We start from the raw sequence: 25,586 nt of genomic DNA, 5'->3' as shown, positions 1-25,586 counted from the left end.
ACGCTTCCGGTGTGCCACGGACCCGCGACGACGCAGCGCAGCGCGCACGCCTGTCCGACGCCGTGTTCACGACCATCGCCGAACTCGGCCCCACCGGGCTGACCCTGCGCGCCGTCGCCGAGCGGGCGGGCTGCACCACCGGGCTCGTCCTGCACACGTTCCCGGACAAGCGCGCACTGCTCCTGCACGCCCGAGACGTCCTGCACGAGCGCACCCGTGCACGCGCCGAGCAGGCTGAGTCGACCGCTGCCGACCCCGCTGCCGCCGTCCGTGCGGTGGCCCTCGGGGCACTCGCCACCGACGCCGACCGCGCTGCGGAGGCCCGCGTCTGGGTCGGCTTCCTCGCTGCGGCGCTCGGCGACCCGGTCCTCGCCGAGCGGCACGCCACGAACGCCCGGGCCTTCACGGAGCGGCTCGCGCGACTGATCGGCACCGCGACCGGCCTGCCCGCGGACACCAGCGCGGCCCGGGCGGCATCGCTCGGTGCGGCGGTCGAGGGCGTCACCGCACTCGCTGCCGGCGACCCGGACCACTGGGCGCCCGCGCGGCAGACGGCCGCGCTCGACGTCGTGCTGCGCGCGGCGCTCGCGCCGGAGCCCGACCCGGCGGACCGACCCGGCGGACTGACCCGACGCACCGGCCCAGCGCGATGACGAGCCCGGTCAGACCGCGTCCGGCGGCGTGACCGGGTCGGCGAGCACCGCATCGAGGACCGCACGGTGCTCGGCCGCACCACCGGGTCCGGCGCTCCCGGCGAGCATGATGAGGGACTTCCACAGCGCCCACGCCCGGGCCCGCGCCCACGTGCCCGCGTCGAGGCCGACCGCGTCGTGGAACACCCGGCGGGCGTCTGGGTCGAGGAACGTCCACGCCAGTACGAGGTCGCACGCCGGGTCGCCCACGCCGCACGTCCCGAAGTCGATCACGGCGCTGAGGCGGCCGGCGTCGTCCACGAGGAGGTTGCCGGGAGCCACGTCGCCGTGGAACCACACGGGCGGGCCGCTCCACGTCGAGCGGGTCGCGGCGCCCCAGACGGCCTCGCACGCACGGCGATCGACGCCGGGGCCGAGCGCGTCGAGCGCGGCGACCACCTCGGCGGCGTAGCGCGACGGGTGTGCGCCACGGTGGAACGAGTGCGCTCCCGCGGCCAGCCCCGGACCGACGGGGACGCCGCGCAACTGCACGAGGACGGTCGCCACGTCGGCCGCGAGTCGGGCACGGTCCAGGTCCGGCACGTCCATCAGCACCGAGCCGGGGAGCCACCGGCGCACCGACCACGGGAACGGGTGGTCGGCGTCCGGCGAACCGAGCGCGACGGGTTCCGGCACGGGGACGTCGAGACGTGCAGCGAGGTACGGCAGGACCCGCTGTTCCTTCTCCACCGCGGGCACGTACCCGGCGGCGCTCGGGAGCCGGACGCTCAGGTCGTCACCGAGCCGGAAGGTCCGGTTGTCCCATCCCTGGTGCGCGACCTCGCGGACCGACAGTCCGGCCCACTCGGGGAACTGCGTCGCCACGAGCCGTCGGACGAGGTCGGCGTCGATGCGGGGCGCGTCGGTGGACATGCGTCACGCGTCCGGTTCGGCAAGGTCGAGCAGGGCGTCCCGCGCGACGGCGAGTTCGCGCTCGTCGAGGTAGGGCGGCATCCCCGCGGCCGCCGCGAGCCCCTCGGCCGCGTGCCGGACGACGAGCGAACGCGCTTCGGGCAGCCCGTCGCGCGCGAAGGTCCCACGCCAGTCCTCCGCGTCCGCCGCCGTGATCGGCCCCATCCCGGGCACCGCGGTCAGCCCGGTCCAGAGCGTCGAGGGCGAGAACACCGCCATCGCCCGGGGACTGCCGCCGCACAGCGTCCGGACGTAGGCGCGGAGCACCTTGCCCGGCCGGTTCTCGGCGAGGTCGACGTGCCGGAACACCTCCGCCTTGAACGTCGCGAGTCCGTGCTCGGCGACCGCGAGGAGCAACGCGTCCTTCGACGGGAAGTGGTGGAGCAGGCCGCTCTTCGACACCCCTGCGTCCGCGGCGACCTCGGCGACACTCACCCGGGTTCCGCGTTCGGTGAGCAGCCGCTCGGCCGACTCCAGGACGGCCGCTCGGGTGCGCTCGCGATCGCGGTCAGTGCTCATGCGGTCCATCCTGCCGGTTCGGGATCACCCGGAGCGCGATGACCGCGGCGACCGCGAGCATCACCGCCGCGCACACCGACGCGAGCTGCATGCCACCGGTGAAGGCCTCACGGGCGTGCACGAGGAGCGGCGACGCGGGGTCGAGGGCCTGCGCTGCGCTCGCGAGGGACTCCCGGACCGCCGACGGGGCGTCGGGGTCGAGCGCACCGCGGTAGAAGGCGGTCTGCAGCGAGCCCAGCACCGCGATGCCCAGCGCGACGCCGAGTTCGTACCCGGTCTCCGAGATCGCGCTCGCCGCACCGGCACGCTCGCGGGGCGCTGATGCGACGACGGCGTCGGTCGCGAGCGTCATCGACACCCCGACGCCGAGCCCGACGACCGCGAGGGCGACCGCGATCCCGACGTAGGTCGGGAGCCCCTCGGCGAACGCCAGTCCCGCCATGCCGAGCGCCGCCACGGCGAGCCCGAGTCCGATCGACCGCCCCGGGCCGACCCGCCGCGCGAGCAGTCCGACCACCGCGATCACCGCGATGGACGCGAGCGTCGCGGGGAGCTCCGCCGCCCCGGCGAGCAGCGGGGTGAAGCCCCGGACGAGCTGCAGGTACTGCGAGAAGAAGAACAGCAGGCCACTGAACGCGAAGACCGACAGCGAGTTCGCCACCACGGCCCCGCTGAACGCCGGGATGCGGAACAGCTGCAGGTCGATGAGCGGTGTGACGAGCCGTCGCTGCCGTCGCACGAACCACCAGCCGGCGAGCACGCCGACGACCACCCCGGCGCCGACCGTCCAGTCGAGACCGTGCCCGGCGAGGTGCTTCACCGCGTACACGAGCGGCACGATCGCGAGCACCGAGAGCGCGGCGGAGAGCAGGTCGATCGGGTTCCGCGCGCTCCCCCGCGACTCCGGCAGCAGCACGGCCCCCGCGACCACGATCACCACGATGACGGGCAGGTTGATGAGGAACACCGAGCCCCACCAGAAGTGCTCGAGGAGCGCACCGCCCACGAGCGGCCCCGCGGCCGCACCGCCCGTCGCACCGGCCGACCAGACGGCGATCGCGGTCGTGCGCTGCCGGGCGTCGCGGAAGATCGTCCGGACCAGCGACAGCGTCGACGGCATGAGCGTCGCGCCCGCGATGCCGAGCAGCGCACGCGCCGCGATGAGCACCTCGGGCGACTGCGCGAACGCCGCCCCGGCCGACGCGAGGCCGAACGCGACCGACCCGATGAGCAGCAGGCGCTTCCGTCCGATCCGGTCCGCGACGTTGCCCATCGTGACCAGCAGCCCGGCCAGCGCGAACGAGTAGACGTCGCCGATCCAGAGCAGCTGCGTGGCGCTCGGGCCGAGGTCGGCGGTCAGCGACGGCACCGCGAGCGCGAGGACCGTCCCGTCGATCGCGAGCAGCACGACCGCGAGGGTCAGGACGCCGAGCGCCGCCCACTCACGCGGCGTGGCTCGGACGGTGGGCACGGAGGAGGTCGCTGTCACACCGCGAGCCTAACCGACCAATTGGTCGGCAGTACCGACTGCACAGTCTGCTCGCAGGAGCGGCCCGCCGGAGGCGAGTCGTGCCTCCCGGCCGTCACCCGCGCAAGCGGTCCCGCTCCGTGGGTGGCAGGTGCTCCGTCGCGGTCGCACGCGCGCCGGGCGAGAGCCAGCGACCCTGCCGCTCCAGGAACGCCACGAGCGCCGGTTCCGACGCGCGCTTCCCGACCTCCCGCAGCACCCAGCCGACCGCGGACTGCACGGAGTCGCCGCGCTCCCGGACGAGCCGGCCCACGATGCCGAGCGCGACGTCCGCGTCGCCCTGCTTGACGAACGCGAGCGTCGCGACCACCGCGATCCGCCGCACCATCGCCACGTCCGACTTCGCGAGCGCGAAGAGCTGCCCCGTGGAGCCGCTGGCGACGAGGGGTGCGCCGACGAGCTCCTCCGCCGCGAGGTCCACGAGCATCGGGTCGTCGAACCGCTCGGCCTTCGCCGCCGCGAGGTACTCCTCGGTCAGCTCGTCGTCCGGATGCGCCCGCATCGCCCGCACGAGCAGCAGCACCGCGACCAGCCGCGCACCCGCGTCCTCGCTCCAGAGCAGCGCCGAGCGCTCGCCCTCGTCGAGGGCGGCGAACCGCCGCACGACCCTGCGGGCCGCCGCGACGTCACCGTTCGTGCGCGCGAGCGCCGAGATGACGTCCTCCGCCGACCCACCGGCCTGGAGGCCCGTCACGCGACCTCCCCGTCGGTCGCCTCCGCCGTCGGCCGGGCCCGGCGACCGCGCCGCAGCACGATCACGGCGACCACCACGAGGAACGCCGCGAACATCCACGTGCCGACCTGCGGGTCGACGAGTCGGGCGAGCCACGCACCCGCCGGCGAGCACACCGCCGCGGTGGTGCCCACGGTCAGGCCGACCCGGACGTCCACCGCACGCCGACGGAGGTTCGCGACCGTGCCGGACACCGAGGTCGGGACCATCGTCAGCAGGGAGGTCCCCTTGGCGAGCAGGTCACCAGCGCCGAGGGCGACCTCGAGCCCCGGCACGATGACGACGCCGCCGCCGACGCCGACGAGCCCGGACAGCACGCCCGACAGCAGACCGAGCAGGAGCAACACCAGGGCCTCGACGACGCCGAAGTGCACGTCGCCGCCGCGGGTCGGGACCGTCGAGAAGAGCGACACGAGCACCACCGCGATGAAGCCCACGAAGATCCACGGCAGTGCGCGGAGCGGGATCGTCCGGAGGAGCCGGGCACCGATCGGCGCACCGACCACGCTGCCGACCGCCAGGGTCAGCGCTGCGAGCCAGTGCACCTCGCCCTGCACGCCGTAGGTGACCGCGCCGACGACGGCCGCGGGGGCGATCGCCACGAGCGAGGTGGCGGAGGCGCGGCGCTGGTCCATGCCGAGCACCGCCATGAGCGCGGGGACCACCACGACGCCGCCGCCGACGCCGAACAGCCCGGAGAGGAGTCCGGCCACGATGCCGATCGCGACGAGGGCGAGGGTCCGGCGCATCGTCCCAGCCTACGGCGCGCGCCGCGTGGAACTGGAGTATCACAGGCCGTGGGCTGCCGTGCGGGGCGGCGGTTCGCCGGACGATCGCCCCGGGCAAGGTTGAAGCCCACCACCGGGGCAACGGTGATGGGCTTCGAGTTGCTCTCCGAGTGGAGTGCAGAGGAACCGCGTACGTCCCGAGCGAAACGCTCGGAACCAGCGTACGTGACCGCGGTCACGGACGCACCCCTCGGCACCCCCGCTCCTCGTGTCCGCCGGCGCTGACACACGGAGGAGGTCTCGTTGTCGAAGGACAACGGGTCCGAGCCCAGGCGTCGGGTGTCCTGGTTGCCGGTCGCGAGCTTGCTCGTGGCCGTCGCCAGGCTCCTGCTCGACGTTTGGCGGAAGGACTGAGACGGGCGGCCCGCACGCATGGAGCGTGCGGGCCGTTCCTGCCCGACGGGGACCGGGCAGGGTCAGCGCCGAGCTGCGGCGGCGACCGTGCGCCGCGTCAGCGGAAGTGCAGGACCGACAGCGGGTCGATGAGGGTGCCACCGCGCCGGGTCTCGACGTGCACGTGCGGCCCCGTCGACTGCCCGGTGTTGCCCGACTTCCCGATCATCGTCGAGAGCGACACGATCTGGCCCTTCTTGACCTGGATCGCGCTGAGGTGCGCCGTCAGGACGGTCACGTTGCCGTAGGTCACGACGACGTAGTTCCCGTACGTGGCGTTGTTGGAGACGGTGGTCGTCACGGTGCCGGCCCCGGACGCGTAGACGGGCGTGCCGACGGCCACCGGGGAGTCCGTGCCCTGGTGGTACCGCGGGGTGTGGTTCGCCCCGCGGTCGTCGCCGAAGCGTCCGGAGATCTTCGTGCTCGCGACCGGCCAGCGCAGGCCGGTCACCGGCTTCGTCGACCAGACCCGCGTGTCGCTCTTCCCGTAGAGCACGACGTTGCCGTCGACCTGCACGAGGAGCTGACCGCCGCCGTACTTGTAGGTGCGCGTCGACCACTTGGCCGCGTTCGCCGCCGTGTAGACGACGAGGTTGCCGTCGGCCTGCACGGCGGCGTACGCCCCGGGGTTCCCCGACGTGCCGGACGACCACACCGCCTTGCCGGACACGGACTGCACGAGGTTGCCGTCGGTGCGCATCTCGAGGGTGCGGGTGGCGCTCGCGTCGGAGCGGAGGGTGGTGCCGCCGAGGATCGTGTACCCGGCGGGGACACGGTCCTGGTAGCCCTTCCAGTTGACGATCGGCGTCGCACCGGAGAGCAACGCCATCGTGCCGTCGCCGCGGAGGACGAAGGAGGTCGACTGCTTCGTGCCGGCCGACGACCACCGCGTGACCCGCTTGCCGCCGAGGAGCAGGTCGACCGCGCGGTTCTTGCCGATCTTCACGATCGCGCCGGGCTTGTTCGAGGTCCCCGACGCCCACAGCACGGCGTTGCCGATGCCGTACTCGACGAGGTTGCCGTCACCCTGCAGGACGAGTCGGAACTGTCCGTTCGGCGAGGTGACCGAGTCACCCGGGTTCAGTGTCGTGCCCGCCGGGACGGATCCCTTCCAGACGACGGACGCGGACGCCGGCGCCGCGGTGCCGACGATGCCGCCGGCGACGACGGCGAGCGCCGCGAGGCCTGCCGCCAGGCGGGAAGCGCGGGCTCGGAACGCCGGACGCGGACGCGTGGCGGTGGACGGGTTGCTGGTCATGGTTCCCCTGCTGGTCGGTGCGCCGTGCCCCTGCACGGACTGCGACCCGCCCTGCACGAGTCACCGAACGATGGTCGGTGTTCTGCGTTCCTGAGGACAACCCCAGTTCCGGGGGCACGGTGTCGTCGGAGCAGGATGGTGAGCATGCCGACACCGAACCCCGCCTTCGTCCCGCCCACCTCGACACCGACCCGCCCAGACCTCGCCGGCACGTTCGGAGCGGTCGCGTCCACACACTGGATCGCGACCGCCACGGCCCAGTCGGTGCTCGAGCGCGGCGGCAACGCGTTCGACGCCGCGGTGGCTGGGGCCTTCGTGCTGCAGGTGGTCGAGCCGCACCTCAACGGCCCCGGCGGTGACCTCACGGCCGTGTTCGCGCCGGCGGACGACCCGACACCGGTCGTGCTCTGCGGGCAGGGACCGGCGCCGGCGGGCGCGACGCCGGAACACTTCACCGCGGAAGGCCTCGACCTCGTCCCCGGCGCCGGCGCCCTCGCGGCCGCGGTGCCCGGGGCGGTGGACGCCTGGCTCCTCCTGCTCCGTGATCGCGGGACGTGGGACCTCGCGGACGTCCTGGCCCCGGCGATCGGCTACGCCAGGGACGGTCACCCGGTCACCGCCGGTGTTGTCCGGACGATCACGGCCGTGCAGGACCTGTTCCGCGAGCACTGGCCCACGTCGGCTGCGCAGTGGCTGCCGGGAGGCACGGTGCCGGTCCCCGGGGACCTCCTCCGCAACGAGGCACTCGCGTCCGTCTACGAGCGGCTCGTCGCCGCTGGCGGCGAGCACGCCGGTCGGACGGCCCGCATCGACGCTGCTCGCACCGAGTGGGCGGAGGGCCTGGTCGCGCAGACGATCGACCGCTTCGTCCGCGAACCGCACCGCCATGCATCGGGCACCGACCACGCCGGCGTGCTGCGGGCGTCGGACCTGCGCGCGTTCCGGGCGACCTACGAGCCGGCGACGACGGCGGAGTTCCGCGGGTGCACGGTCGCCAAGACCGGACCGTGGGGTCAGGGTCCGGCGCTCCTCGAGACCCTCAGACTGCTCGATCCCCTCGACGACGCCCTGCTCGACCCGTCCACCGAGCTCGGTGCGCACACCGTCGTCGAGGCGCAGAAGCTCGCCCTCGCCGACCGGGAGCTGTTCTACGGCGACGGGGACGTGCCCCTCGAGGTCTTGCTCTCGGACGCGTACACCGACGAACGTCGTGCCCTGATCGGCGAGCGCGCCTCGGCAGAGCTGCGTCCGGGGACCGTCCCGGGTGTCGCGCCCGCCGCGCCGCCCCTCCGGACCGAGTACGACGCCGATGCGGGCGGGAGCGCCGGGGAACCGACCGTCCGGGTCGCCCGTGACGCCGAGCGGGCCGTCCCGGTGGAAGACCGCGGCGAGCCGTTCGTCGCCCCGACCGGCGAGACTCGGGGAGACACGGTCCACATCGACGTCGTCGACCGGTGGGGCAACATGATCAGCGCGACCCCGTCGGGCGGCTGGCTGCAGTCCTCGCCGACCGTCCCCGGTCTCGGGTTCGCCCTCGGGACCCGGCTGCAGATGACCTGGCTCGAGGAAGGCACCGCCTCGACGCTGACGCCGGGGGAACGACCGCGCACCACCCTCACGCCGACGCTCGTCCTGCGCGACGATCGACCGGTGGCCGCCCTGGGCTCCCCCGGCGGCGACCAGCAGGACCAGTGGCAGCTGCTCTTCCTGCTGCGGTGGATCGTCGGCGGCTACTCACCCCAGCAGGCGATCGACGCTCCGGCGCTGCACACGACGTCACTCCCGGGCTCCTTCTGGCCGCGGACGTGGGAGCCCGCGGGCCTCGTGGTCGAGGACCGACTCGGGGACGACGTCATCGCGGCGCTGGAGGCACGCGGCCACGTCGTCACCCGCGCCGGTGACTGGTCGCTGGGCCGCTTGTGCTGTGTCACCCGCGACCCGTCGACCGGCGTCGTGGGAGCAGCCGCGAACTCCCGGGGTGCTCAGGGGTACGCGATCGCGCGCTGACGACGGACGGGAGGCACGGTGCCAGCTGGCACCGTGCCTCCCGTCGGTTTCCGCGCGGGTCTACCGCCGGGAGACGCGCACCCAGCGCACCACGTTCACGACGGGGTAGGCGAGCGCGAGCGCGGCCACCAGCGCCATCCCGATGGCTCCCGCCCAGACGTCCGCGGGCCCGGCCAGGATCCGGACGACGACCACGAGGGCGTTGATGCCGATCGCGGCGAGGACGAGCGACGCGACGACCCGCCAGGCGAGCCCCGACCGCGAGACCGGCTCGACGTCTCCACTGACGAGGCCACGTCCCGGGGCGTCGTACGGGATCCCCATCGTCATGCCACCGTCGGTGGTCCCGTCGCCTGAGCTCCGCGGCCTGACAGCCTCGGTGTAGTCCGGGTTCGTCGACATGATCTGCTCCCCACTGCGGAGCAGCCGCTGCCCCACGACTCCACGGTAGCCCCGGCGGGACCGAGCACACCGGGAGCGTTACCGGATCGTCGTCAGCGTGCCGATCGTCAGTGTGCGGATCGTCAGCGACCGAGGGTCGGCACGACGACGGCTCGACCGGAGAGCTCGCCGGCCTCGAGCTTCCGGTACGCCTCGAGCGCATCGTCGAGGGCGTACCGTTCGACGTCCGGCACGATCTGTCCCGCCCGGTACATCGCGACGACCTCGTGCAGGTCCTCGATGGTGCCCCAGTAGGTGTTCGTGATCGTCGACTCGTACGGCGTCGAGAAGAAGTTCCACTCGGTCGTGCCCCCGGCGATCCCGACGACCGTCAAGCGGCCGCCGATCGCCATCGACGCCTGCGCGGTCTTCACCGTCGGGGTCGCACCGACGAAGTCGAAGGCCGCGTCGACGCCGCGTCCGCCGGTGATCTCCCGGATGGCGGCGACCTGGTCCGGGCCGCCGGGGACCGTGATCGCGCCGCGGGCCGCCGCACGGTCCATGGCGTCCTGCTTCATGTCCGTCGCGATGACGGTCGCACCGGTGAGCGCGGTGAGGATCTGCACGGCGATCTGCCCGAGACCGCCGAGTCCGACGACGAGCGCGTACTTCCCACCGCCCGCGAGGTTCGGCAGCGAGGCCTTGATCGCGTGGTACGGCGTCAACGCTGCGTCACTGAGCGGTGCCGCGGCGACCGGGTCGGCATCGCCGAGGGGCACGAGGTTCCGCGCGGGCACGACGACGTACTCGGCCATGCCGCCGTCCCGGCCGAGGCCGATGCCCGCGTACGGGTTCGTGGCGGCGTTCTCGCAGTACGTGTCCTGCCCCTTGGAGCAGTACGAGCAGTGCCCGCACCCGACGGGGCCGTACACGAGGTAGGCGTCCCCCGAGGTGAACCCGGTCACGCCGGGGCCGGCCGACTCGACCCAGCCGGAGTTCTCGTGCCCGAGGACGAACGCGGGTGCCTGCGCTCCCGGCTGGCCCTCGCGGAACTCGCGGTAGACGGCGACGTCGGAGTGGCACGCCCCGGCGCCGGCGACCTCGAGCAACACCTCGCCCGGCCCGGGCGTGGGCTTCGGCACGTCCCTGAGGGACGGGAAGGTCTGGTACTGCTCGAACACGACGGCACGCATGGTTGCTGCTCCTTCTGACGGGTCACTGGTGAGCGTCGACTCGACTCGTCGGGCGTCAGGGGGTGCGGCGTCGCGATCGGATCGGGCCGATCCACCGCCAAACTACACCTGTTGCGTAAGTGCCGGGCCCGGATCCGGGTCGGGCAGGGACTCGCGACGCCCGGCGAACAGCCCACGGTCGAAGCGCGCACCACGCACGCGGGGACGACTGACCACCATGCCGGTGACGACCAACCACCCGATCGGGCCGGTGAAGACGAGGAGCAGGATCCACATCCCGGTGTGGTCGCGGTCGTGGAGGCGCCGCACGAGCAACGACCACCGCGGGATCGCGGTCGCGAGGAGGCCGATGATGATCGCGACGTCCCAGCTGTCGGGCCAGGCGTCGCGACCCGATCCGTACCCCCACCACGCAGAGGAGTACCGACCCTGGTGGATCTCGAACAGGTGGAACCCGACCTGCGGCGACGGGACGATGCCGAACGGGTCGGCGTAGACCGTCCAGCGTGCCGTCATGCCGAGCTGCTCGACGAGCCACCACACCACGAGGGTGACCACTGCCTGCAGGGCGATCACCCAGAAGAACTCGGTCCGGCTGGCGCGGCCGTGGAACCGCCAGCCCTGCGTCCAGAAGCGCACCCAGGCCACGTCCGGGCGTCGGGACACGTCGACCGGTCCCTGCTCGGTCACGCGCGACCGGAACGACGTGCTGTCCCCCATGCGCCCGATCGTAGGGCAGACCTGCGTCTTCCCCGTGAGCAGGTTGCGAGAACGGTCGTTCTCCGATTGACTCGGCCTTGGCTCCGGACCGGAGTCGACGGCTCCGAACGGGGCCGACCCCACACGAAAGGAGCGGGAATGCCCACGCGCACCGCACGCACCGCCTGGAACGGCGGCCTCAACGACGGTTCCGGCCAGGTCGAACTCTCGAGCTCGAAGGTCGGCACCTACGACGTGTCCTTCCCGAAGCGCGCCGCGGACGACGCTGGTGGCACCACCAGCCCCGAGGAGCTCATCGCCGCAGCCCACTCCTCGTGCTACGCCATGCAGTTCTCGGCGATCCTCGGCGAGGCCGGCGGCACCGTCGAGGCGCTCGACGTCAAGGCCGACGTCTCGCTCGGCCCGGACTCCGCCGACGGCTTCAAGCTCACCGGCATCGTCCTCACCGTCAGCGGCGAGGTCTCCGGCATCGACGAGGCAGCGTTCTTGAAGGCCGCCGACGAGGCCAAGGCGACGTGCCCGGTCTCGAAGGCCCTCACCGGCGTCGACATCGAGCTGCGCGCGACGTTCGAGCAGTAGTCACGACGCGTCGCTGACGCGACTGCGTTCCGGACGGGAGGCACGGTGCCGGCTGGCGCCGCGCCTCCCGTCCGTCGTCGGTACGCTCACCAGCGTGAGACGTCGCCGCTTCGCCACCCCGACCTGGCTCGCCCTGTGGGCAGGCCTCGCGGCCCTGGTCGCGGGCGTGACCATCTGGGCCACTGCGCCGAGCGCGTCGTTCGGCTGGTTCGCGTACGCCCCGCTGGCGGGGACGGTCTTCGACCCGGTGACGCACTCGTGGCAGCAGGTCGTCGGCCCGCTGACCGCCGCGGTGGGCGCGGTCGTCGCGGCCTTCGCCGCCGGACGCCTGAGCGCTCGCTTCCGCGGGCCGCGCTGACCCGCCCAGCCGACGACACGGCCACGTTCAGCCGGCATCCGGACTCGGCGCCGAGCGGCTGGCACGATGGCGGGATGGCCGAGCAGTTCCTCCCCGGCGCGCCGAGGCCCGGCCGCCCGCCGCGGCCCCGCGTCCGGAAGGTCGCGCAGCACGACCTCCGCGACGCCCGTGCCCGGTTGCGCGGCACGATCTACGAGGACGTCACCCCCGACCTCCGACCGCGCGAGCAGTACTCGCCGGTGCAGATCGTGGACTTCTGCCTCGACCTCGCCGAGGTGATGCTCGCCTCCGGCGCCGACACCCGGAGCGTCGAGACCGCGGTGGTCGCGGTGTCGACGAAGTGGAACCTCGCACCGCTCGACCTCGACCTCACCGGCAGCTCGGTGACCATCCAGTACGCACCGGCCGACGGTCCCGCGCTCGTGAAGTTCCGCACCGTGACCATCGACGGGTCGGACCTCGGGCGTCTCGCGTGGGCGAACCAGATCGTGGACGACCTCGTGCACGGTTCGCGCGACATGACCTCCGCCGTGAGCGCGCTCGTCGCCGTGCTCCGCATGCCGCCCCGCTGGCCGACCTGGCTCGCCGACGTCGGGCTCGCCGTCCTCGGCACCTCGATCGCGATGCAGGCGGGCGGTGGCTGGCGTGCGGGTCTCGGGGCGTTCGTCCTCATGATGGGGATCATCGTGTCCGGCCGGTGGCTGACCGGTCGGGGCTTCCCGCAGTTCTTCGTCTCCGGTGCGCAGGGGGCGGTGGCGTCAGCACTCGGCACCCTCGCGATCGCGGCCGGGATCCTCGGTCCGGCCGGCGCGGCGACCATGGTGGCGGCGCTCGTGGTGCTCCTGCTGCCGCACGTCTCGCTCGTGACCTGGGCGCAGGACGCGATCTCCGGGTTCCGCGCGATGGCGGTCGCGCGGGCGTTCTCGATCCTGCTCGTCATCGCCGCGATCGTCGTCGGCGTCCCGGCCGGCATCGCGTTGACCCACTGGCTCCGCATCGAGGTCGACCCGTCCGGCATCGTGCTCGACCCGCTCCCGCTGTGGGCGTCGCTGTCCCTCACGGTCGTGTCCGCCGCGGCGAACTGCTTCGTGCAGCAGGCCAGCGCGCGGGTGATCCCGGTCGCGGTGGTCTTCTCGGTCACGGCCGGAGCGTCGCTGTGGGCGATGCGCCACCTCGGGCTGCCCCTGCTCGGCGCGACGTTCCTCGCGTCCGTGCTGCTCGGCGTGCTCGCGACGATCGCGGCGGCACGGATGCGCACCGCGGTGGGGGCGATCGCCGTCCCCGCGTTCTGCGGCGCGCTGCTCCCCGGTGTCGCCGTGTCGAACGCCCTGCTCAACGTGATGTCCGGGTCGTCGACCTCGGCGCTCGACTTCGTGTCCGCCGTGACCGTCGCGCTCGCGATCGGCGCCGGTCTCGTCCTCGGCGGGCTCTTCGCGACGCCGGGTGCCCGACGAGCCCTCCGGCGCGCGCGGAAGGTCGTCGTGCACTCGGTCCACAGCGACACCACCGCGCTCCGCGTCATCCGCGACTCGGGCTACGACCCCGGGGACGGCAGCCGACCGCGCTGGTGACCGCGGCCGGCCGCGCTGCCGGTCGTGCCGGGACTCAGCTGGCTTCGGTGACGGCGCTCGACACCGCGGTGGGTGCGTCGTAGTCGCCGTCCGGGATGTTCTTCAGCGCCTCGAGCGCATCGCCCGAGGCGCCCTCACGCTCGGCGGTGGCGACGATGTCGTCCTTCGACGCCGGGTACTCGATGCCGCTCAGGTACTTCTGGATCTCGATCGGGTTGGGGTTCGCCACGACGGCTCCTTCCGGTTGGGGTCTCCACCGAGTACCCCCGCCGGACTCTGCCCCGGCACGGTTCCGCGCATCCCGGCCAACCCCACCGGGCCGTGTGCGGTCAGATCTCCCAGCTGCCCGGGTCACTCCACGTGGCGTGCTGGACCTGGGCGCGCGGCTGGTACCGCTCCATCCAGCCGGCCTCGAGCCGCGCCACGGCCCGGTCGAACGCCTGCACGAGGTCCATGTCCGCTCGCAGGAGCGCCTGGAGCTGCAGCCCCTCGTAGAGGGCGATCAGTTGCTCGGCCCCGCGGCGGGGGTCCATCGTGTGCGGCGCCCGGCCGACGGCGACGTCCCGCTCGAGTCCGCGCTTGATCTGCGAGAAGAACAGCTGGTAGCGCGAGCGCAGGTACGTGGCCATCGGGTGCGACGGGTTGCCGGCCACGGACAGCAGGGCGACGAGCAGCCGCATGAGTGCCGGGTCCTCGGCGTTCGACGCGACGATCGCGCGGAGGAAGTCCACCGTGGCGGCGTCGCCGACCTCCGCCGTGACCTCCTCCATGCGGCCGCCGTTCCAGCGGTCGACGGCGGCGAGGACGAGACCGTCCCACGACGGGAAGTGCAGTTCGAGTTCGGCGACCGTGATCCCCATGCGCTCCGCGACCTGCTCCGGCCGCGCCTCGTGGAAGGGCACGTCGCGCAGGAGGTCGACGGTCGTCCCGACGATCGTGATCCGCAGGTGCAGGGTGGCGGCCGCAGCGGCTGCCGCGTGCGTGTCCGCGCTGGTGTTCTCGAGCATCGTGCCCTCCGATCGCCGGACGTCCTGTCCGGGGCGCCCTCGTGGGGCGCGTGCTGCACCCGGAACGAGTGCACACCCCATCCTGGTGGATGTCGGGGGACACCAGAATCCCCGGTCCGGGTGTCGGCATTCCGGGGGACAAGCATCCCGCTCAGCCCGTTCGCGGCCGGTCGTGTGACGATGCCGACATGACCCCGAACGACTCGATCGCGCACGGTCTCGCGACCATGGCGTCCGCCGGCTTCGAGTTCGGCGGCGACGCCGACCAGGTCGCCCACGACGTCCGGACGATGTGGGAGCAGCTCGGTCGACCGGTCGGCGCGTTCGACGCCGCCGCGCGGGCGATCGCCGAACTCCCCCAGCGCCCCGAGGTCCCGATCGCGGACCAGGCACGGCGCCGTGCGTTCGAGCGGGCGATCGGGATCAACCCGGTCGAGGTGGAACTGGCCGCCGCGCTGTCCGCCCGTGAGCTCCTCGAACGGTTGGCGCGGACCTGCGGGGCACCCTGCTGACCGGGCGACGCGAAGGAATCCCGTCACACGTTAGGTAAACCTAAGTAGGTGAGGCTACCCTTACCTCCGTGGTCGATCTGCACGCACGCGACGTCACCGTGGGCTACCACGGCGAGGACGTCGTCCACGCCGCCTCGCTCGAGCTCACCGCCGGGACGGTGACCGCCCTCGTCGGCCCGAACGGGTCGGGGAAGTCCACGCTCCTGCGCTCCGTCGCACGGCTGCAGCCCACGCGCTCCGGGACCGTGCACCTGCGCGGCGCGACCGATGCGCACGCCGCGAGCCGTGCCTCCAGGCCGACGGCGACGGCACGCGTGGCCGCAGACGCCGGACGCGACGTCGTCGACGGCCTCGCCCTGACCCCGAAGGCGTTCGCCCGCCAGGTCGCACTGCTGACCCAGGGCCGCCCGGTGCCCGGCGGACTCCGCGTGCGCGACCTCGTGACCTTCGGTCGGCACCCGCACCGCGGCCGCTTCGGCGGACAGGACCCGGACGGGCAGGTCGTCGTCGCCCACGCGCTCGACGTGACCGGACTGACCAGCCTCGCCGAGCGGCCGGCCGACGAGCTGTCCGGCGGGCAGCTGCAGCGGGTGTGGCTCGCGAGCTGCCTCGCACAGCAGACCGGCGTCCTCCTGCTCGACGAGCCGACCACGTACCTCGACCTCCGCTACCAGGTGGAGCTGCTCGACCTCGTCCGCGACCTCGCGGACGTCCACGGGACGGCGGTCGGCGTCGTCCTGCACGACCTCGACCAGGCGGCAGCCGTCGCCGATCGGCTGGTGCTCCTCCGCGCCGGCGTCGTCGTCGCGGACGGCACCCCGGAGGACGTCCTCGACGCCGAGCGACTCTCGGACGTGTACGGCATCCGCATCGACGTCGACCACGACCCCTCCACCGGTGCACTCCGGACCCGCGCGGTCGGTCGACACCACTCCCGGACCACCCCTGCACCCACCCGCTGACGACGGGGCGCGCAGCACGCGTCCGACCGACAGCTCCACCCCCACCGAACAGGAAGAACCCGAGCCGCCATGAAGCGACGACTCCTCACCGCCACCGCCATCGCCGCCGCAGCCGCGCTGGCCCTCACCGCCTGCGGCTCCACGCAGGAGGCCTCCGACGCCAGCCCCTCCGCCGCGAAGATCACGGTCACCGATGCCCAGGGCACGAAGGTGACGCTCGACGGCCCCGCGAAGAAGGTCGTCGGCACCGAGTGGAACGTCGTCGAGGACCTCGAGACCCTCGGCGTCGCACCCGCCGGCGTCGCGGACGTGAAGGGCTACAGCCAGTGGGACTCGAAGGTCCCGCTGACCGGCGACCCGAAGGACATCGGTACCCGCGGTGAGCCGAGTACGGACACGATCGCCTCGATCGCCCCGGACCTCATCGTCGCGACGACCGACCTCAAGGACTCGGTCATCACGCAGCTCCGCAAGATCGCCCCGACGATCGTCATCGCCTCGGCGAAGTCGGGCGCCCAGCTCGAGACCATCAAGGACACGCTCGACCTCATCGCGGAGGCCACCGGCACGACCGCGAAGGCCGACACCGTGTGGAAGGCCCTCGAGGACAAGATCGCGGACGGCAAGCAGGAGATCGCCGACGCGGGCAAGGCCGGCACGAAGGTGGCGTTCGCCGACGGGGGTACGTCCTGTCGAACCAGGTCACGATCCGTCCGTACACGAAGGGCTCGCTCATCGGTCAGGTCAACGCGGAGCTCGGGCTCGCGGACGCCTGGTCCGGCACGGGCATCGAGGGCGACGCGGCGTACGGCCTCGGCTCGACCGACGTCGAGGGACTGACGAAGCTCCCCGCCGACACGCAGTTCCTCTACATCGACAACAAGGCCGCGAGCGAGGACGACGTCTTCGGCAAGACCCTCGCGTCGAACGCCGTGTGGAAGTCGCTGCCGTTCGTCGAGCAGGACCACGTGCACCGTCTCGACGACGGCATCTGGATGTTCGGCGGGCCCGGCGCGATGGACGCCTACGTCGACGCCGCGGTCGCCGCGCTCACGAAGTAGCGGTGACCGGCACCGCCACGCAGGCGCGGGCCGGGAGGCGCTCCACGAGCGTCGCCCGGCCCGCGCTCGGCGTCCTGCTCCTCGTCGCCGGGATCGCGCTCGTCGCCGTGCTCGCCGCGGTGGACACCACCCAGGGCACCGCGAACGTCGGGGTCGCCGACGTCTGGAAGGCCCTCACCGGCCGGGTGGACGGCGCCGACGCGTCGGTCGTCGTCGCCTCCCGCTTCCCCCGTGCGGTCGCCGGGCTGGTCGTCGGCTTCGCGCTCGGTGTCGCCGGCGCCGCACTGCAGGCGGTGACCCGGAACGTGCTCGCCGCGCCGGACACCCTCGCCGTCAACGCCGGCGCGTACCTCGCGCTCGGCATCGTCTCGGTGTCGGGCATCGGACTGCCGGTCGTCGCGCAGTCCGGCATCGCCTTCCTCGGGGGACTCGCGGCCGCCGCCCTGGTGCTCGCGCTGTCCGGACTCGGCAGCGGGACCCTGCGGCTCGTCCTGGCCGGCACGGCGCTCGCCCTCGGCCTGGGCTCCGTCACGCAGGCGCTCGTCCTGCTGTTCCCGCAGCAGACCCGGGGGCTCTACAGCTGGAACCAGGGCGGCATCGCGCAGAACGGGTACGACACGATCCTGCCGATGCTCCCGGTGGTGGCGGTCGGGGTCGTCGGCTTCCTCGTCCTCTCCCACCGGGTGGACGCCCTGGCACTCGGTGACGACGCCGCCCGCGGGCTCGGCGTCCCGGTCCGGAGCACCCGCATCGTCGCGGTCGTCCTCGCGGTGCTGCTCTCCGCCGCGGCCGTGACGATCGCCGGACCGATCGGCTTCGTCGGCCTGTGCGCGCCGGCACTCGTCCGTCCGGTCGCGCGGACCTTCCCCACCCTGCACCGTTCCTGGGCGCTCCTGACCGTCTCGGGCCTCGTGGGAGCCGGCATCGTGGTCGCCTCGGACGTCCTGCTCCGCGCCGTCGTGTCGGGCGACCGGGCCGTGACCGTCCCCACGGGCGTCGTCACGAGCGTCGTCGGCGCGGTGTTCCTCGTCGTGATGGCGCTCCGGATGCGCGACACCGGGCAGACCACCCCGCTCGAGGTCTCGCGCATCCCCGGTCGACTCGCGGTCACCCTGACGGTCGTCGCCCTCGTGGCCGTGCTCGTCGGCGTGGTCGTCGCATCGGTGCTGCTCGGGGACGCGAAGCTCCTGCTCGGTGACGTGACGAACTGGCTGACCGGCCGGGCGAACCAGGCGATCTCGTTCATCCTCGACACCCGCGTCCCGCGGGTCACCGCCGCGCTCCTCGCCGGTGCAGCGCTGGCACTCGCCGGGACGCTCGTGCAGGGCGTCACCCGCAACCCGCTCGCCGACCCCGGGGTCCTCGGCGTCTCGAGCGGAGCCGGACTCGGTGCCGTGCTCGTCGTGACGGCGGTCCCCGCGGCGTCGACGTGGGGCGTGGCCGGGGCCGCGTTCGCCGGTGCCGCGCTGGCGGCGCTCGTGGTGTTCGGTCTCGCTGCCCGCGGGGGCTTCCGACAGAACCGCCTCGTGCTCGTCGGCGTCGGGGTGTCGGCCGGGCTCACGGCACTCATCAGCCTGCTCATCGTGGTCACCGACCCGTTCAACGCGAACAAGGCACTGACCTGGTTGTCGGGCTCGACGTACGGCCGGACGTGGCAGGACTCCTTCCCGGTCGTCGTGGTGCTCGTCGTCGCGCTCGTGCTCGTGCTGCCGGCGCACCGGGAGCTCGACCTCGTCTCACTCGACGAGGACTCGCCCCGGTTGCTCGGCGTCCGACTCGGCCGGACCCGACTCGGGTTCCTGACGCTCTCGGTGCTGCTCACCGCGACGGCGATCGCGGCGGTCGGCACGATCGGCTTCGTCGGGCTGGTCGCTCCGCACGCGGCCCGCTCGCTGGTGGGTCGAGCGCACGCCCGGGTCGTGCCGGTGGCGGTGCTGCTCGGTGCGGTGCTCGTCTGCCTCGGTGACCTGCTCGGACGGACGGTCATCGCGCCGGCGCAGCTCGGCGCGGGCATCCTCACCGCGCTCGTCGGGACGCCGTACTTCGTGTGGCTGCTCCTGCGGACGCCGCGAGCGCACTGACGGCGCTCGCGGTCTGACGGACGGGAGGCACGGTGCCAGCCGGCACCGTGCCTCCCGTCCGTCACGTGGTCGCCGCTACGGCGTCGGCATCCCGCCGTCGACGTGCAGCGTCTCCCCCACGACGTAGGACGATTCGCCGCTGGCGAGGAACACGTACGCCGGCGCCAGCTCGGCGGGCTGGCCCCAGCGACCGAGGTAGGTCTGCTCGCCCGCGCTCGGGAGGTCCTCGGGCTTCTGCCCGCCGGCGGGCTGCAGCGGCGTCCAGATCGGACCGGGTGCGACGGCGTTCACCCGGATGCCCTTCGGCGCGAGCTGCGCGGCGAGGCCCTTGGCGAGGTTGTTCACGGTCGCCTTCGTCGCGGCGTAGTGCACGAGGTGCGGTGACGGCGCGTACGCCTGGATCGACGTCGTGTTGATGATCGTCGACCCGGGAGCCAGGTGCGGCACGGCGGCCTTCGTGATGCGGAAGGTCGCGTAGACGTTCGTCTTGAAGGTCTCGTCGAACTCCTCGTCCTCGATGTCGGTGATCGAGTCGACGTTCTGCTGCTTGCCGGCGTTGTTCACGACGATGTCGAGTCCGCCGAGGCCCTCGACGGCCTTCGCGACGAGTTCCTCGCACCACTCCTTCGACGTGATGTCCCCGGGCAGCGCCACCGCCGTCCGTCCGGCGGCCTCGATGAGTCCGACGATGCGCTGCGCGTCCTCCTCCTCCTCGGGCAGGTAGGAGATCGCGACGTCGGCGCCCTCCCGTGCGTACGCGATCGCGACGGCGGCGCCGATGCCGGAGTCCCCGCCGGTGACGAGCGCCTTCCGGCCCTCGAGACGACCGGAGCCGCGGTAGGTGTCCTCACCGTGGTCGGCCGGCACGTTCTGCGCCATCTCCTCGTCGGTGCCGGCGCCGGGCAGGTACTGCTCGTCGGGCTTCTTGTCCGCGTACATCGCGGTCGGGTCCTGCATCGTGTACTGGTCCGTCATGCGCCGTACGGTACGCAGGCCGGGCAGCGCCGACGTCCAGGCACTGTCCCCCGACGGGTGTCGCCGAATGTCACGGTGCGGTGACGGCCCGGAACCGATTCGGTAACACCCGTCGTCCACCGAGGTCCGAGGCCGTACGGTCGACTGGTGACCTTCCGCCCCTCCCTCGCGCTCGGCGTCGCCGTGCTGGCCGCCTCGGCGACCGTGCTCGCGACCGGCGCACCCGCCGGGGCGGCGGAACCCACGCAGACGGCCACCTCGACGTCGTCCGTGTCGAACGGCAAGCTCAAGCGCGTCGACGCCATCGAGCTCCGCGCCGAGTCGCTCGTCCTCGAGCGTGACGACCGCACCGTCGTCGACGTGTCGATGCGCGATGCACGGTCGACCGTCTCACTGCTCAACCGGCTCCTCGGTACGCCGTCGCGCACCCAGACGGCCGAGGGAGACGGCGGGGCGTGCTTCCCGGCCGGCACGACCTACACCTGGGGCGGTGCGATCCGCGTCGCCGCACTGGCCACGCCCGCCGAGCTCGGCAACGCCGTCGAGATCCGCGTCCTCCGTGACGAGGTCCGGTCCCGCAGTGGGTCGATGGTCGAGCTGTCCGGTCCGCACGGCGTGCAGGTCGGCGACGACATCGAGCGACGCATCGAACGGACCGCCCCGCAGGACCGGATGTCCTTCGGCTCGGACGACTCGGACGACCCCTCGGCCTGGCAGGTGCTCCTCCAGCGCGGCTGGGACGACACCGAGCAGCGCACGGACGACCGGTCGAGCGACGACCGGTCGAGCGACGACCGCCGCGCGCGTGCGGCGTCGGACGAGGACACCGACGGCGCGAAGGACCCCCGGGGCGACGACACCGAGCGCAACGGTGTCTCCGCCCTGACCGACGACACCACCGTGACCGTGCTCGGCTCCCCGATGCCGGTCAACGCGACGAACGGCTGCTGATCCTCAGACCCGGATCGTCGCGACGACCGGGAAGTGGTCGCTCGCGAACCAGGTCTCCGGCCCGTCGTGGTCGATCACGACCCGGTCCACGGCGCGTACACCCCGCGTGAACACCCAGTCGATGCGCTCACCCGACGCCACCGGCGGCTCCCAGTCGTTGAAGGTCGCGGTCCGGTCCTCGGGGTCCCCGGCGACGTCCCACGCGTCCGTGAACCCGGCCTCGACGAGCACCCGGGACGCCCGACCGACGCCGGCCGGCTCGTTGCAGTCCCCGGCGACCACGACCGGCCCGTCGACGGCGGCCGTGCGCTCCGCGATCACGGCCGTGCTCCTCGCCCGGACCTCGTCACCGTGCGGGCCCTCCTCGTGGTCGAGGTGGGTCGTCACGAGCGTGAAGGCCGCGCCGTCGACGTCGAGGAACCGCGCGTGGTTGACGATCCGGGGGAACACGCTCCCCCAGGTGTTGGACACCGGCTCGTCCGGTGTGTCCGACAGCCAGAAGGACCCGTGCTCGACGGGACGGAGTCGATCACGTCGGAAGAACACGGCAGCGTGCTCACCCGCGCTCCCGCCCTCCCGGCCCTGACCGACGTCGCCGTACCCGGGCAGTCCGGCACGCAGGTCGTCCATCTGGTGGTCGAACGCCTCCTGGACGCACAGGACGTCGGGGTCGTGGCGTCGCACGATGTCGAGCAGCACCGGCAGCCGCGCGGGCCAGTCGTGTGCGGGATCAGGGTTCTTGATGTTGTACGTCATCAGGGTGATCGGACGCTCGGCGCTGCTCACCCGTCGAACCTACCGATCACGCGGGCTCCGGGACCATGACCCGCCGGAGCGCGATGACGCCGTCCCGGGCCCGCGTCTTGGCGGTCCCGACCGGGACCCCGAGTTCGGTCGCCAGTTCCGGCCCGGAGAGCCCCACGAGGTGCCGGAGCACGACTGCCTCGCGCTGCCTCGGGGGCAGCTCGGCGACGGCACGGCGGAGGGCCGCGCGGTCGAGGACACTCTCGGCACGCTCCGTGGCGGAGTGGTCGACGACCTCGTGGTCCCGGGCTCCGATGCGGAGGTCGCGGTCTCGGTCGGCGCGGCTCTTCCGGACACGGTCGATGGCCCGGCGCTGCGCGATCGTCCGGACCCACGCGATGACCGAGTGTCGGGGGTCGTAGCGCTCGGCGATCAGCCAGATCTCGAGGAACACGTCCTGCACGACCTCCTCCACCTGGCTGGGGTCGTTCAGTTGGTGGCGCACGTACCGTTCGACGAGCGGGCGGAAGCGTTCGTGCAGGGCCGTGAACGCGCGACGGTCACCGGCGGCCACCGCGAGCATCAGGTCGCGCTCCTGGGAGCGCTTGGCGAGGAGTTCGTCGTTCATATCCGGTATTTTGCATGCTGCAAAATGGACTCACAAGTACACTCTCCACATGCCCGCCACACGGACCAGCCCCGCTACCGTTCGCCGCAGCACCGCGAAGGGACTGCGGACCCGGGCCCGCATCGTCGACGTCGCCGCGGAGCTCATGCTGACCCGCGGCGTCACCGGCACGACCCTCGACGACATCGGTGCTGCTGCCGGTGTCGGGCGGTCGCAGCTGTACCACTACTTCTCGGACAAGGACGCACTCGTCCACGACGTCATCGACCGGCAGGCGGAAGCGGTCCTGACGCACCAGGGCGCCGACCACGCCGACCTCTCGACCTGGGAGGCCTGGTCACGCTGGCGGGACCGCATGGTGGACGGCGCGCACGCGGGTGGTTGCGTGGGCGGGTGTCCGCTCGGCTCCCTCGGCACCGAGGTCGCCGAACGGGACAGCGCCGCACGCGGTCTGGTGTCCGCCGGGTTCAGCCGCTGGGAGGAGGGCTTCCGCCGGGGGATCGCCACGATGCAGCAGCGCGGCGTGCTCGACACCGACGCAGACCCGGCCACGCTGGCGACCGCCGTGATGGTGGCGCTCCAGGGCGGCCTGCTCCTCGCGCAGGTCCACCGCGACGTGCGACCGCTCGTCGTCGGCCTGGACACCGCGATCGCGGCGATCCGGCAGCACGCGACCGCGGCGTGACACCGGGCGCCGGCGTCAGTTGATGCAGACGTTCGCCTTGCCGTAGTTGTGCACGTCGGTCGACTTGGGCGAGGGCTCGCTGCTCGGCTTCGCGGACGATCCACCGGACGAGGACCCGCCGGAGGACGACCCACCGGACGAGCCCGACCCGCCGGCGGTCGGCGTCGAGGCCGACGACCCGGGCTGGGCCGGAGCGGAGACCGTCTTGCCGTCGGAGCCGAGCACGAGCGTGACGCCCGTGACGTCGTTCGTCCGGACCGCGACGGCCCCCGGGGTGGCCGCCACGACGGCCTTCGCCTGCGACTCCATGCCCTTCGGGTACTGCACCTGCGTGGCCTTCGTGGTCTCCGAGGACCCGGGCGTCCCGACCTGGAAGCCGCGCGCGGTGAGGTTCTGCGTCGCGGCCGCCGCGGCGCCGGTGACCCCGCTGCCGTTCAGGACGGTGACCGTCGTGCTCGCCGGCTGTGCGCTCGTGGCCTTGGTGTAGGCCTCGGGCTGCCCGACGAGACCCTGGACGAAGGCGGGCAGACCGACCTCGTCGACCTGGACGATCGAGAGCGCGGACCCGTTGACGTAGATCGTCGGCGTGCCGAGCGTCGGGATCGTCGCCGACTGGATGTTGCCGGGTCGGAGGTCGCGCATCTGGGCCGCGAGCGACACCAGGTCGGTGTCGGTCTGGATCGATCCGCCGACCGCCTTGAGGATGTTGCCGAGCTTGACCGGGTTGAGCAGCGTGCCGGCGGACAGGACCTTCCGGGCTTCCTGGGACAGGAAGTACTGCTGGCGGACGTTGCGGTCGAGGTCGCCGTTCGGCAGACCGTGGCGCTGGCGGACGAACGAGAGCGCCTGCTTTGCGTCGAGGGAGCTCTTGCCCTTGGGCAGGTTCACGCCCGAGTACGGGTCGTTCACCGCGTTGTTCAGGCAGACGTCGACCGGCCCGAGTTCCTTGACGACCTGGTAGAAGCCGAGCAGGGAGACGCGGACGTAGTGGTCGATCTGCAGTCCGCTGACGTTCTCGATCGTCTTGATGAGCAGCTTCGCACCGCCGGTGTCGCCCCCGCCGTTGAGGGTGCCGTAGTAGAAGGCGCTGTTGAGCTTGCCCTTGCCGACGCCCGGGATGTCGACGTACGAGTCGCGCGGGAAGGAGATCATCGTCGCCTGCGAGCCGTCGGCGTTGATGTGGAGCACGATCATCGTGTCCGTGTTGGTCGCCCCGCCGTCGCTCGTCGTGCTGAGCTCGGCCATCTGCTCGGGGGTCGCGTTGTCCGGCCGGTGGTCGTCGCCGACGAGCAGGATGTTCTGCGCTTCGCCGTCGACGTCGTTCTTGGTGTCCTTCTTGCCGGTGATCGCGTTGACGATCGTGACGCTGCCCGCCAGCTGGTCGTACGTGTAGAAGGCGTACGCGCCGCTCAGGGCGATCGCCATGGTGACCACACCCGCGATCGCCGGGAAGACGGCGCTCAGGCGCCGCTTCTGCCGCCCGTGGCGGGGCGGCACGGAGCCGCGCCGGGCGCGGCGGGTCGTCTCGTCGGGTGCATCGCTCACCCGGAAAGGGTAACTGCAGTGCTCGAACCTGCCATGAGAACGCCTGGCAGGTCGCTCCGGACCGCCGTGACCACGAGACGGACGGGAGGCGCGGTGCGGGCCGGCACCGCGCCTCCCGTCCGCTGGGTGGTCGCGTCCGCGACCCTCGCTACTGGTCGCGCGAGGGCAGCAGGTGCACGGCCTCCATCGCGAGCTCGGCCGCGATCGGGTCCTTCGCCAGCACGGCGGCCTTGAGCTTCTCGAGCTCGGGGACGACCGTGTCCACGGGGATCAGCTCGGCGAGTTCGGGCACCCTCAGCTTGAACGCCAGGCCGTCGGTCGTCGACCGGCAGAGTGACGCGAGCGACGCGTTGCCGCAGGCCTCGACCCACATCGCGTAGATGTTCGCGCCGTCACGGGCGACCTCGTCCTGCTTGCCCTTCGACGAGCGGGCGACGACGTCGTCGAGCATCTTGACGACCTTCTTGCGCTGCGACTCGGTGAAGCGCGGGACCGCGAGGCGCACGACCCCGCCGTAGATCACCCCGAGGGTCCGGTAGGCGTCGAGGAGCTCGTCCTTCGTGGGCGCTGCCACACGGGTGTAGCGGTTCGGTGCCATCTCGATCAGGCCGGACCGGGAGAGCTCTGCCAGGGCCTCGCGGATGGGGGTGCGGGAGACGCCGAGCCAGGCGATGAGGTCGTCGTCGTTCAGGCGCTCACCGGGCTCGAGGGTGCCGTCCATGATCGCGTCGCGGATCTTGTCCTGGACGGTGTCGCGGAGGAGCTTCCGTTCGGCGGCGGGCTGGGTGGAGGGCACTGGCATG

Annotated in this window: 28 protein-coding genes; 12 read left to right on the top strand and 16 right to left on the bottom strand. The window is 72.7% G+C overall.

What is annotated here, in order from left to right; genetic code table 11:
* The first annotated feature begins 11 nt into the window (after positions 1-11).
* A complete protein-coding gene (locus tag ACRQ4C_RS02075) occupies positions 12-653 on the top strand; it encodes a TetR family transcriptional regulator C-terminal domain-containing protein (RefSeq protein WP_439689900.1) in 642 nt (213 codons plus the stop codon).
* Positions 654-662: 9 nt separating this feature from the next.
* Here ACRQ4C_RS02075 and ACRQ4C_RS02070 read toward each other — a convergent pair whose 3' ends face one another.
* The 6 genes from ACRQ4C_RS02070 to ACRQ4C_RS02045 form a co-directional block, all read right to left on the bottom strand.
* On the bottom strand, positions 663-1,565 hold the full coding sequence (locus tag ACRQ4C_RS02070) for an aminoglycoside phosphotransferase family protein (protein WP_439689899.1): 903 nt from the start codon (positions 1,563-1,565) through the stop codon (positions 663-665).
* Positions 1,566-1,568: 3 nt separating this feature from the next.
* On the bottom strand, positions 1,569-2,123 hold the full coding sequence (locus tag ACRQ4C_RS02065) for a TetR/AcrR family transcriptional regulator (RefSeq protein ID WP_439689898.1): 555 nt from the start codon (positions 2,121-2,123) through the stop codon (positions 1,569-1,571).
* A complete protein-coding gene (locus ACRQ4C_RS02060) occupies positions 2,113-3,612 on the bottom strand; it encodes an MFS transporter (protein ID WP_439689897.1) in 1,500 nt (499 codons plus the stop codon). The genes ACRQ4C_RS02065 and ACRQ4C_RS02060 overlap by 11 nt, the downstream gene beginning before the upstream one ends.
* Positions 3,613-3,706: 94 nt before the next feature.
* The gene (locus ACRQ4C_RS02055) at positions 3,707-4,345 is read right to left on the bottom strand and encodes a DNA alkylation repair protein (RefSeq protein WP_439689896.1); all 639 of its coding nucleotides are present in this window, start codon (positions 4,343-4,345) and stop codon (positions 3,707-3,709) included.
* On the bottom strand, positions 4,342-5,133 hold the full coding sequence (locus ACRQ4C_RS02050) for a sulfite exporter TauE/SafE family protein (RefSeq protein WP_439689895.1): 792 nt from the start codon (positions 5,131-5,133) through the stop codon (positions 4,342-4,344). The genes ACRQ4C_RS02055 and ACRQ4C_RS02050 overlap by 4 nt, the downstream gene beginning before the upstream one ends.
* Positions 5,134-5,623: 490 nt before the next feature.
* Positions 5,624-6,823, bottom strand: coding sequence for a peptidoglycan DD-metalloendopeptidase family protein (locus ACRQ4C_RS02045; RefSeq protein WP_439689894.1), 1,200 nt, complete (start codon positions 6,821-6,823; stop codon positions 5,624-5,626).
* 144 nt (positions 6,824-6,967) lie between these two features.
* Between ACRQ4C_RS02045 and ACRQ4C_RS02040 the strand changes: the two genes are divergently transcribed.
* Positions 6,968-8,830, top strand: a complete 1,863-nt coding sequence (locus ACRQ4C_RS02040) for a gamma-glutamyltransferase family protein (protein WP_439689893.1) — start codon at positions 6,968-6,970, stop codon at positions 8,828-8,830.
* Positions 8,831-8,890: 60 nt separating this feature from the next.
* Here ACRQ4C_RS02040 and ACRQ4C_RS02035 read toward each other — a convergent pair whose 3' ends face one another.
* The 3 genes from ACRQ4C_RS02035 to ACRQ4C_RS02025 form a co-directional block, all read right to left on the bottom strand.
* Positions 8,891-9,268: a hypothetical protein gene (locus tag ACRQ4C_RS02035; protein WP_439689892.1), complete on the bottom strand. Its 378-nt coding sequence runs from the start codon at positions 9,266-9,268 to the stop codon at positions 8,891-8,893.
* Positions 9,269-9,354: 86 nt separating this feature from the next.
* Positions 9,355-10,404: an NAD(P)-dependent alcohol dehydrogenase gene (locus ACRQ4C_RS02030; protein ID WP_439689891.1), complete on the bottom strand. Its 1,050-nt coding sequence runs from the start codon at positions 10,402-10,404 to the stop codon at positions 9,355-9,357.
* A 102-nt stretch (positions 10,405-10,506) separates the two neighbouring features.
* Positions 10,507-11,124, bottom strand: a complete 618-nt coding sequence (locus ACRQ4C_RS02025; RefSeq protein ID WP_439689890.1) for a DUF805 domain-containing protein — start codon at positions 11,122-11,124, stop codon at positions 10,507-10,509.
* A gap of 138 nt (positions 11,125-11,262) precedes the next feature.
* On the opposite strand from ACRQ4C_RS02025, the gene ACRQ4C_RS02020 reads away from it, so the two are divergent.
* The 3 genes from ACRQ4C_RS02020 to ACRQ4C_RS02010 all read left to right on the top strand — a co-directional run bounded on the left by ACRQ4C_RS02020 (position 11,263) and on the right by ACRQ4C_RS02010 (position 13,632).
* The gene (locus tag ACRQ4C_RS02020; RefSeq protein WP_439689889.1) at positions 11,263-11,703 is read left to right on the top strand and encodes an OsmC family peroxiredoxin; all 441 of its coding nucleotides are present in this window, start codon (positions 11,263-11,265) and stop codon (positions 11,701-11,703) included.
* A 94-nt stretch (positions 11,704-11,797) separates the two neighbouring features.
* Positions 11,798-12,061 (top strand): hypothetical protein, encoded by a 264-nt coding sequence (locus ACRQ4C_RS02015; RefSeq protein WP_290133074.1) that lies wholly within the window; start codon positions 11,798-11,800, stop codon positions 12,059-12,061.
* A 74-nt stretch (positions 12,062-12,135) separates the two neighbouring features.
* Positions 12,136-13,632, top strand: a complete 1,497-nt coding sequence (locus ACRQ4C_RS02010) for a threonine/serine ThrE exporter family protein (protein ID WP_439689888.1) — start codon at positions 12,136-12,138, stop codon at positions 13,630-13,632.
* A 34-nt stretch (positions 13,633-13,666) separates the two neighbouring features.
* Here the strand turns inward: ACRQ4C_RS02010 and ACRQ4C_RS02005 are convergent, their stop codons facing one another.
* Together ACRQ4C_RS02005 and ACRQ4C_RS02000 are read right to left on the bottom strand one after the other, a co-directional pair.
* On the bottom strand, positions 13,667-13,861 hold the full coding sequence (locus ACRQ4C_RS02005; RefSeq protein WP_290133076.1) for a DUF2795 domain-containing protein: 195 nt from the start codon (positions 13,859-13,861) through the stop codon (positions 13,667-13,669).
* Between the two features lie 100 nt (positions 13,862-13,961).
* Positions 13,962-14,639: a TetR/AcrR family transcriptional regulator gene (locus ACRQ4C_RS02000; protein ID WP_439689887.1), complete on the bottom strand. Its 678-nt coding sequence runs from the start codon at positions 14,637-14,639 to the stop codon at positions 13,962-13,964.
* A gap of 188 nt (positions 14,640-14,827) precedes the next feature.
* Between ACRQ4C_RS02000 and ACRQ4C_RS01995 the strand changes: the two genes are divergently transcribed.
* The 5 genes from ACRQ4C_RS01995 (at position 14,828) to ACRQ4C_RS01975 (ending at position 19,255) form a co-directional block, all read left to right on the top strand.
* Entirely contained in the window at positions 14,828-15,151 is a 324-nt protein-coding gene (locus ACRQ4C_RS01995; RefSeq protein ID WP_290133078.1) for a hypothetical protein, read from the top strand.
* Between the two features lie 68 nt (positions 15,152-15,219).
* On the top strand, positions 15,220-16,113 hold the full coding sequence (locus ACRQ4C_RS01990) for an ABC transporter ATP-binding protein (protein ID WP_439689886.1): 894 nt from the start codon (positions 15,220-15,222) through the stop codon (positions 16,111-16,113).
* A 69-nt stretch (positions 16,114-16,182) separates the two neighbouring features.
* Positions 16,183-16,953 carry an ABC transporter substrate-binding protein gene (locus ACRQ4C_RS01985; RefSeq protein WP_439689885.1) on the top strand — a complete coding sequence of 257 codons (771 nt, stop codon included), beginning with the start codon at positions 16,183-16,185 and terminating at the stop codon, positions 16,951-16,953.
* 92 nt (positions 16,954-17,045) lie between these two features.
* Positions 17,046-17,174, top strand: coding sequence for a hypothetical protein (locus ACRQ4C_RS01980; RefSeq protein WP_439689884.1), 129 nt, complete (start codon positions 17,046-17,048; stop codon positions 17,172-17,174).
* A 2-nt stretch (positions 17,175-17,176) separates the two neighbouring features.
* Entirely contained in the window at positions 17,177-19,255 is a 2,079-nt protein-coding gene (locus ACRQ4C_RS01975; RefSeq protein ID WP_439689883.1) for an iron ABC transporter permease, read from the top strand.
* 75 nt (positions 19,256-19,330) lie between these two features.
* Here ACRQ4C_RS01975 and ACRQ4C_RS01970 read toward each other — a convergent pair whose 3' ends face one another.
* On the bottom strand, positions 19,331-20,230 hold the full coding sequence (locus ACRQ4C_RS01970) for an SDR family oxidoreductase (RefSeq protein ID WP_439689882.1): 900 nt from the start codon (positions 20,228-20,230) through the stop codon (positions 19,331-19,333).
* A 147-nt stretch (positions 20,231-20,377) separates the two neighbouring features.
* Here ACRQ4C_RS01970 and ACRQ4C_RS01965 point away from each other — a divergent pair, with 147 nt between their 5' ends.
* Positions 20,378-21,181 carry a hypothetical protein gene (locus tag ACRQ4C_RS01965; protein WP_290133083.1) on the top strand — a complete coding sequence of 268 codons (804 nt, stop codon included), beginning with the start codon at positions 20,378-20,380 and terminating at the stop codon, positions 21,179-21,181.
* 3 nt (positions 21,182-21,184) lie between these two features.
* Here ACRQ4C_RS01965 and ACRQ4C_RS01960 read toward each other — a convergent pair whose 3' ends face one another.
* Both ACRQ4C_RS01960 and ACRQ4C_RS01955 read right to left on the bottom strand, forming a co-directional pair.
* Entirely contained in the window at positions 21,185-21,967 is a 783-nt protein-coding gene (locus ACRQ4C_RS01960; RefSeq protein ID WP_439689881.1) for an endonuclease/exonuclease/phosphatase family protein, read from the bottom strand.
* Between the two features lie 16 nt (positions 21,968-21,983).
* Positions 21,984-22,553, bottom strand: coding sequence for a sigma-70 family RNA polymerase sigma factor (locus ACRQ4C_RS01955; protein WP_439689880.1), 570 nt, complete (start codon positions 22,551-22,553; stop codon positions 21,984-21,986).
* Positions 22,554-22,602: 49 nt separating this feature from the next.
* Here ACRQ4C_RS01955 and ACRQ4C_RS01950 point away from each other — a divergent pair, with 49 nt between their 5' ends.
* Complete coding sequence (locus tag ACRQ4C_RS01950; RefSeq protein WP_439689879.1) at positions 22,603-23,238, top strand: TetR/AcrR family transcriptional regulator; 636 nt, start codon at positions 22,603-22,605, stop codon at positions 23,236-23,238.
* Between the two features lie 15 nt (positions 23,239-23,253).
* Here the strand turns inward: ACRQ4C_RS01950 and ACRQ4C_RS01945 are convergent, their stop codons facing one another.
* Positions 23,254-24,783, bottom strand: a complete 1,530-nt coding sequence (locus ACRQ4C_RS01945) for an LCP family protein (protein WP_439689878.1) — start codon at positions 24,781-24,783, stop codon at positions 23,254-23,256.
* A 148-nt stretch (positions 24,784-24,931) separates the two neighbouring features.
* Positions 24,932-25,585 carry a GntR family transcriptional regulator gene (locus ACRQ4C_RS01940; RefSeq protein WP_290133088.1) on the bottom strand — a complete coding sequence of 218 codons (654 nt, stop codon included), beginning with the start codon at positions 25,583-25,585 and terminating at the stop codon, positions 24,932-24,934.
* Position 25,586: the final 1 nt, after the last annotated feature.

Source organism: Curtobacterium sp. SP.BCp, assembly GCF_051903255.1.
Lineage (GTDB): Bacteria > Actinomycetota > Actinomycetes > Actinomycetales > Microbacteriaceae > Curtobacterium.
The sequence above is the reverse complement of the archived record's forward strand: the minus strand, read 5'-3'. Positions and strand labels throughout refer to the sequence as shown.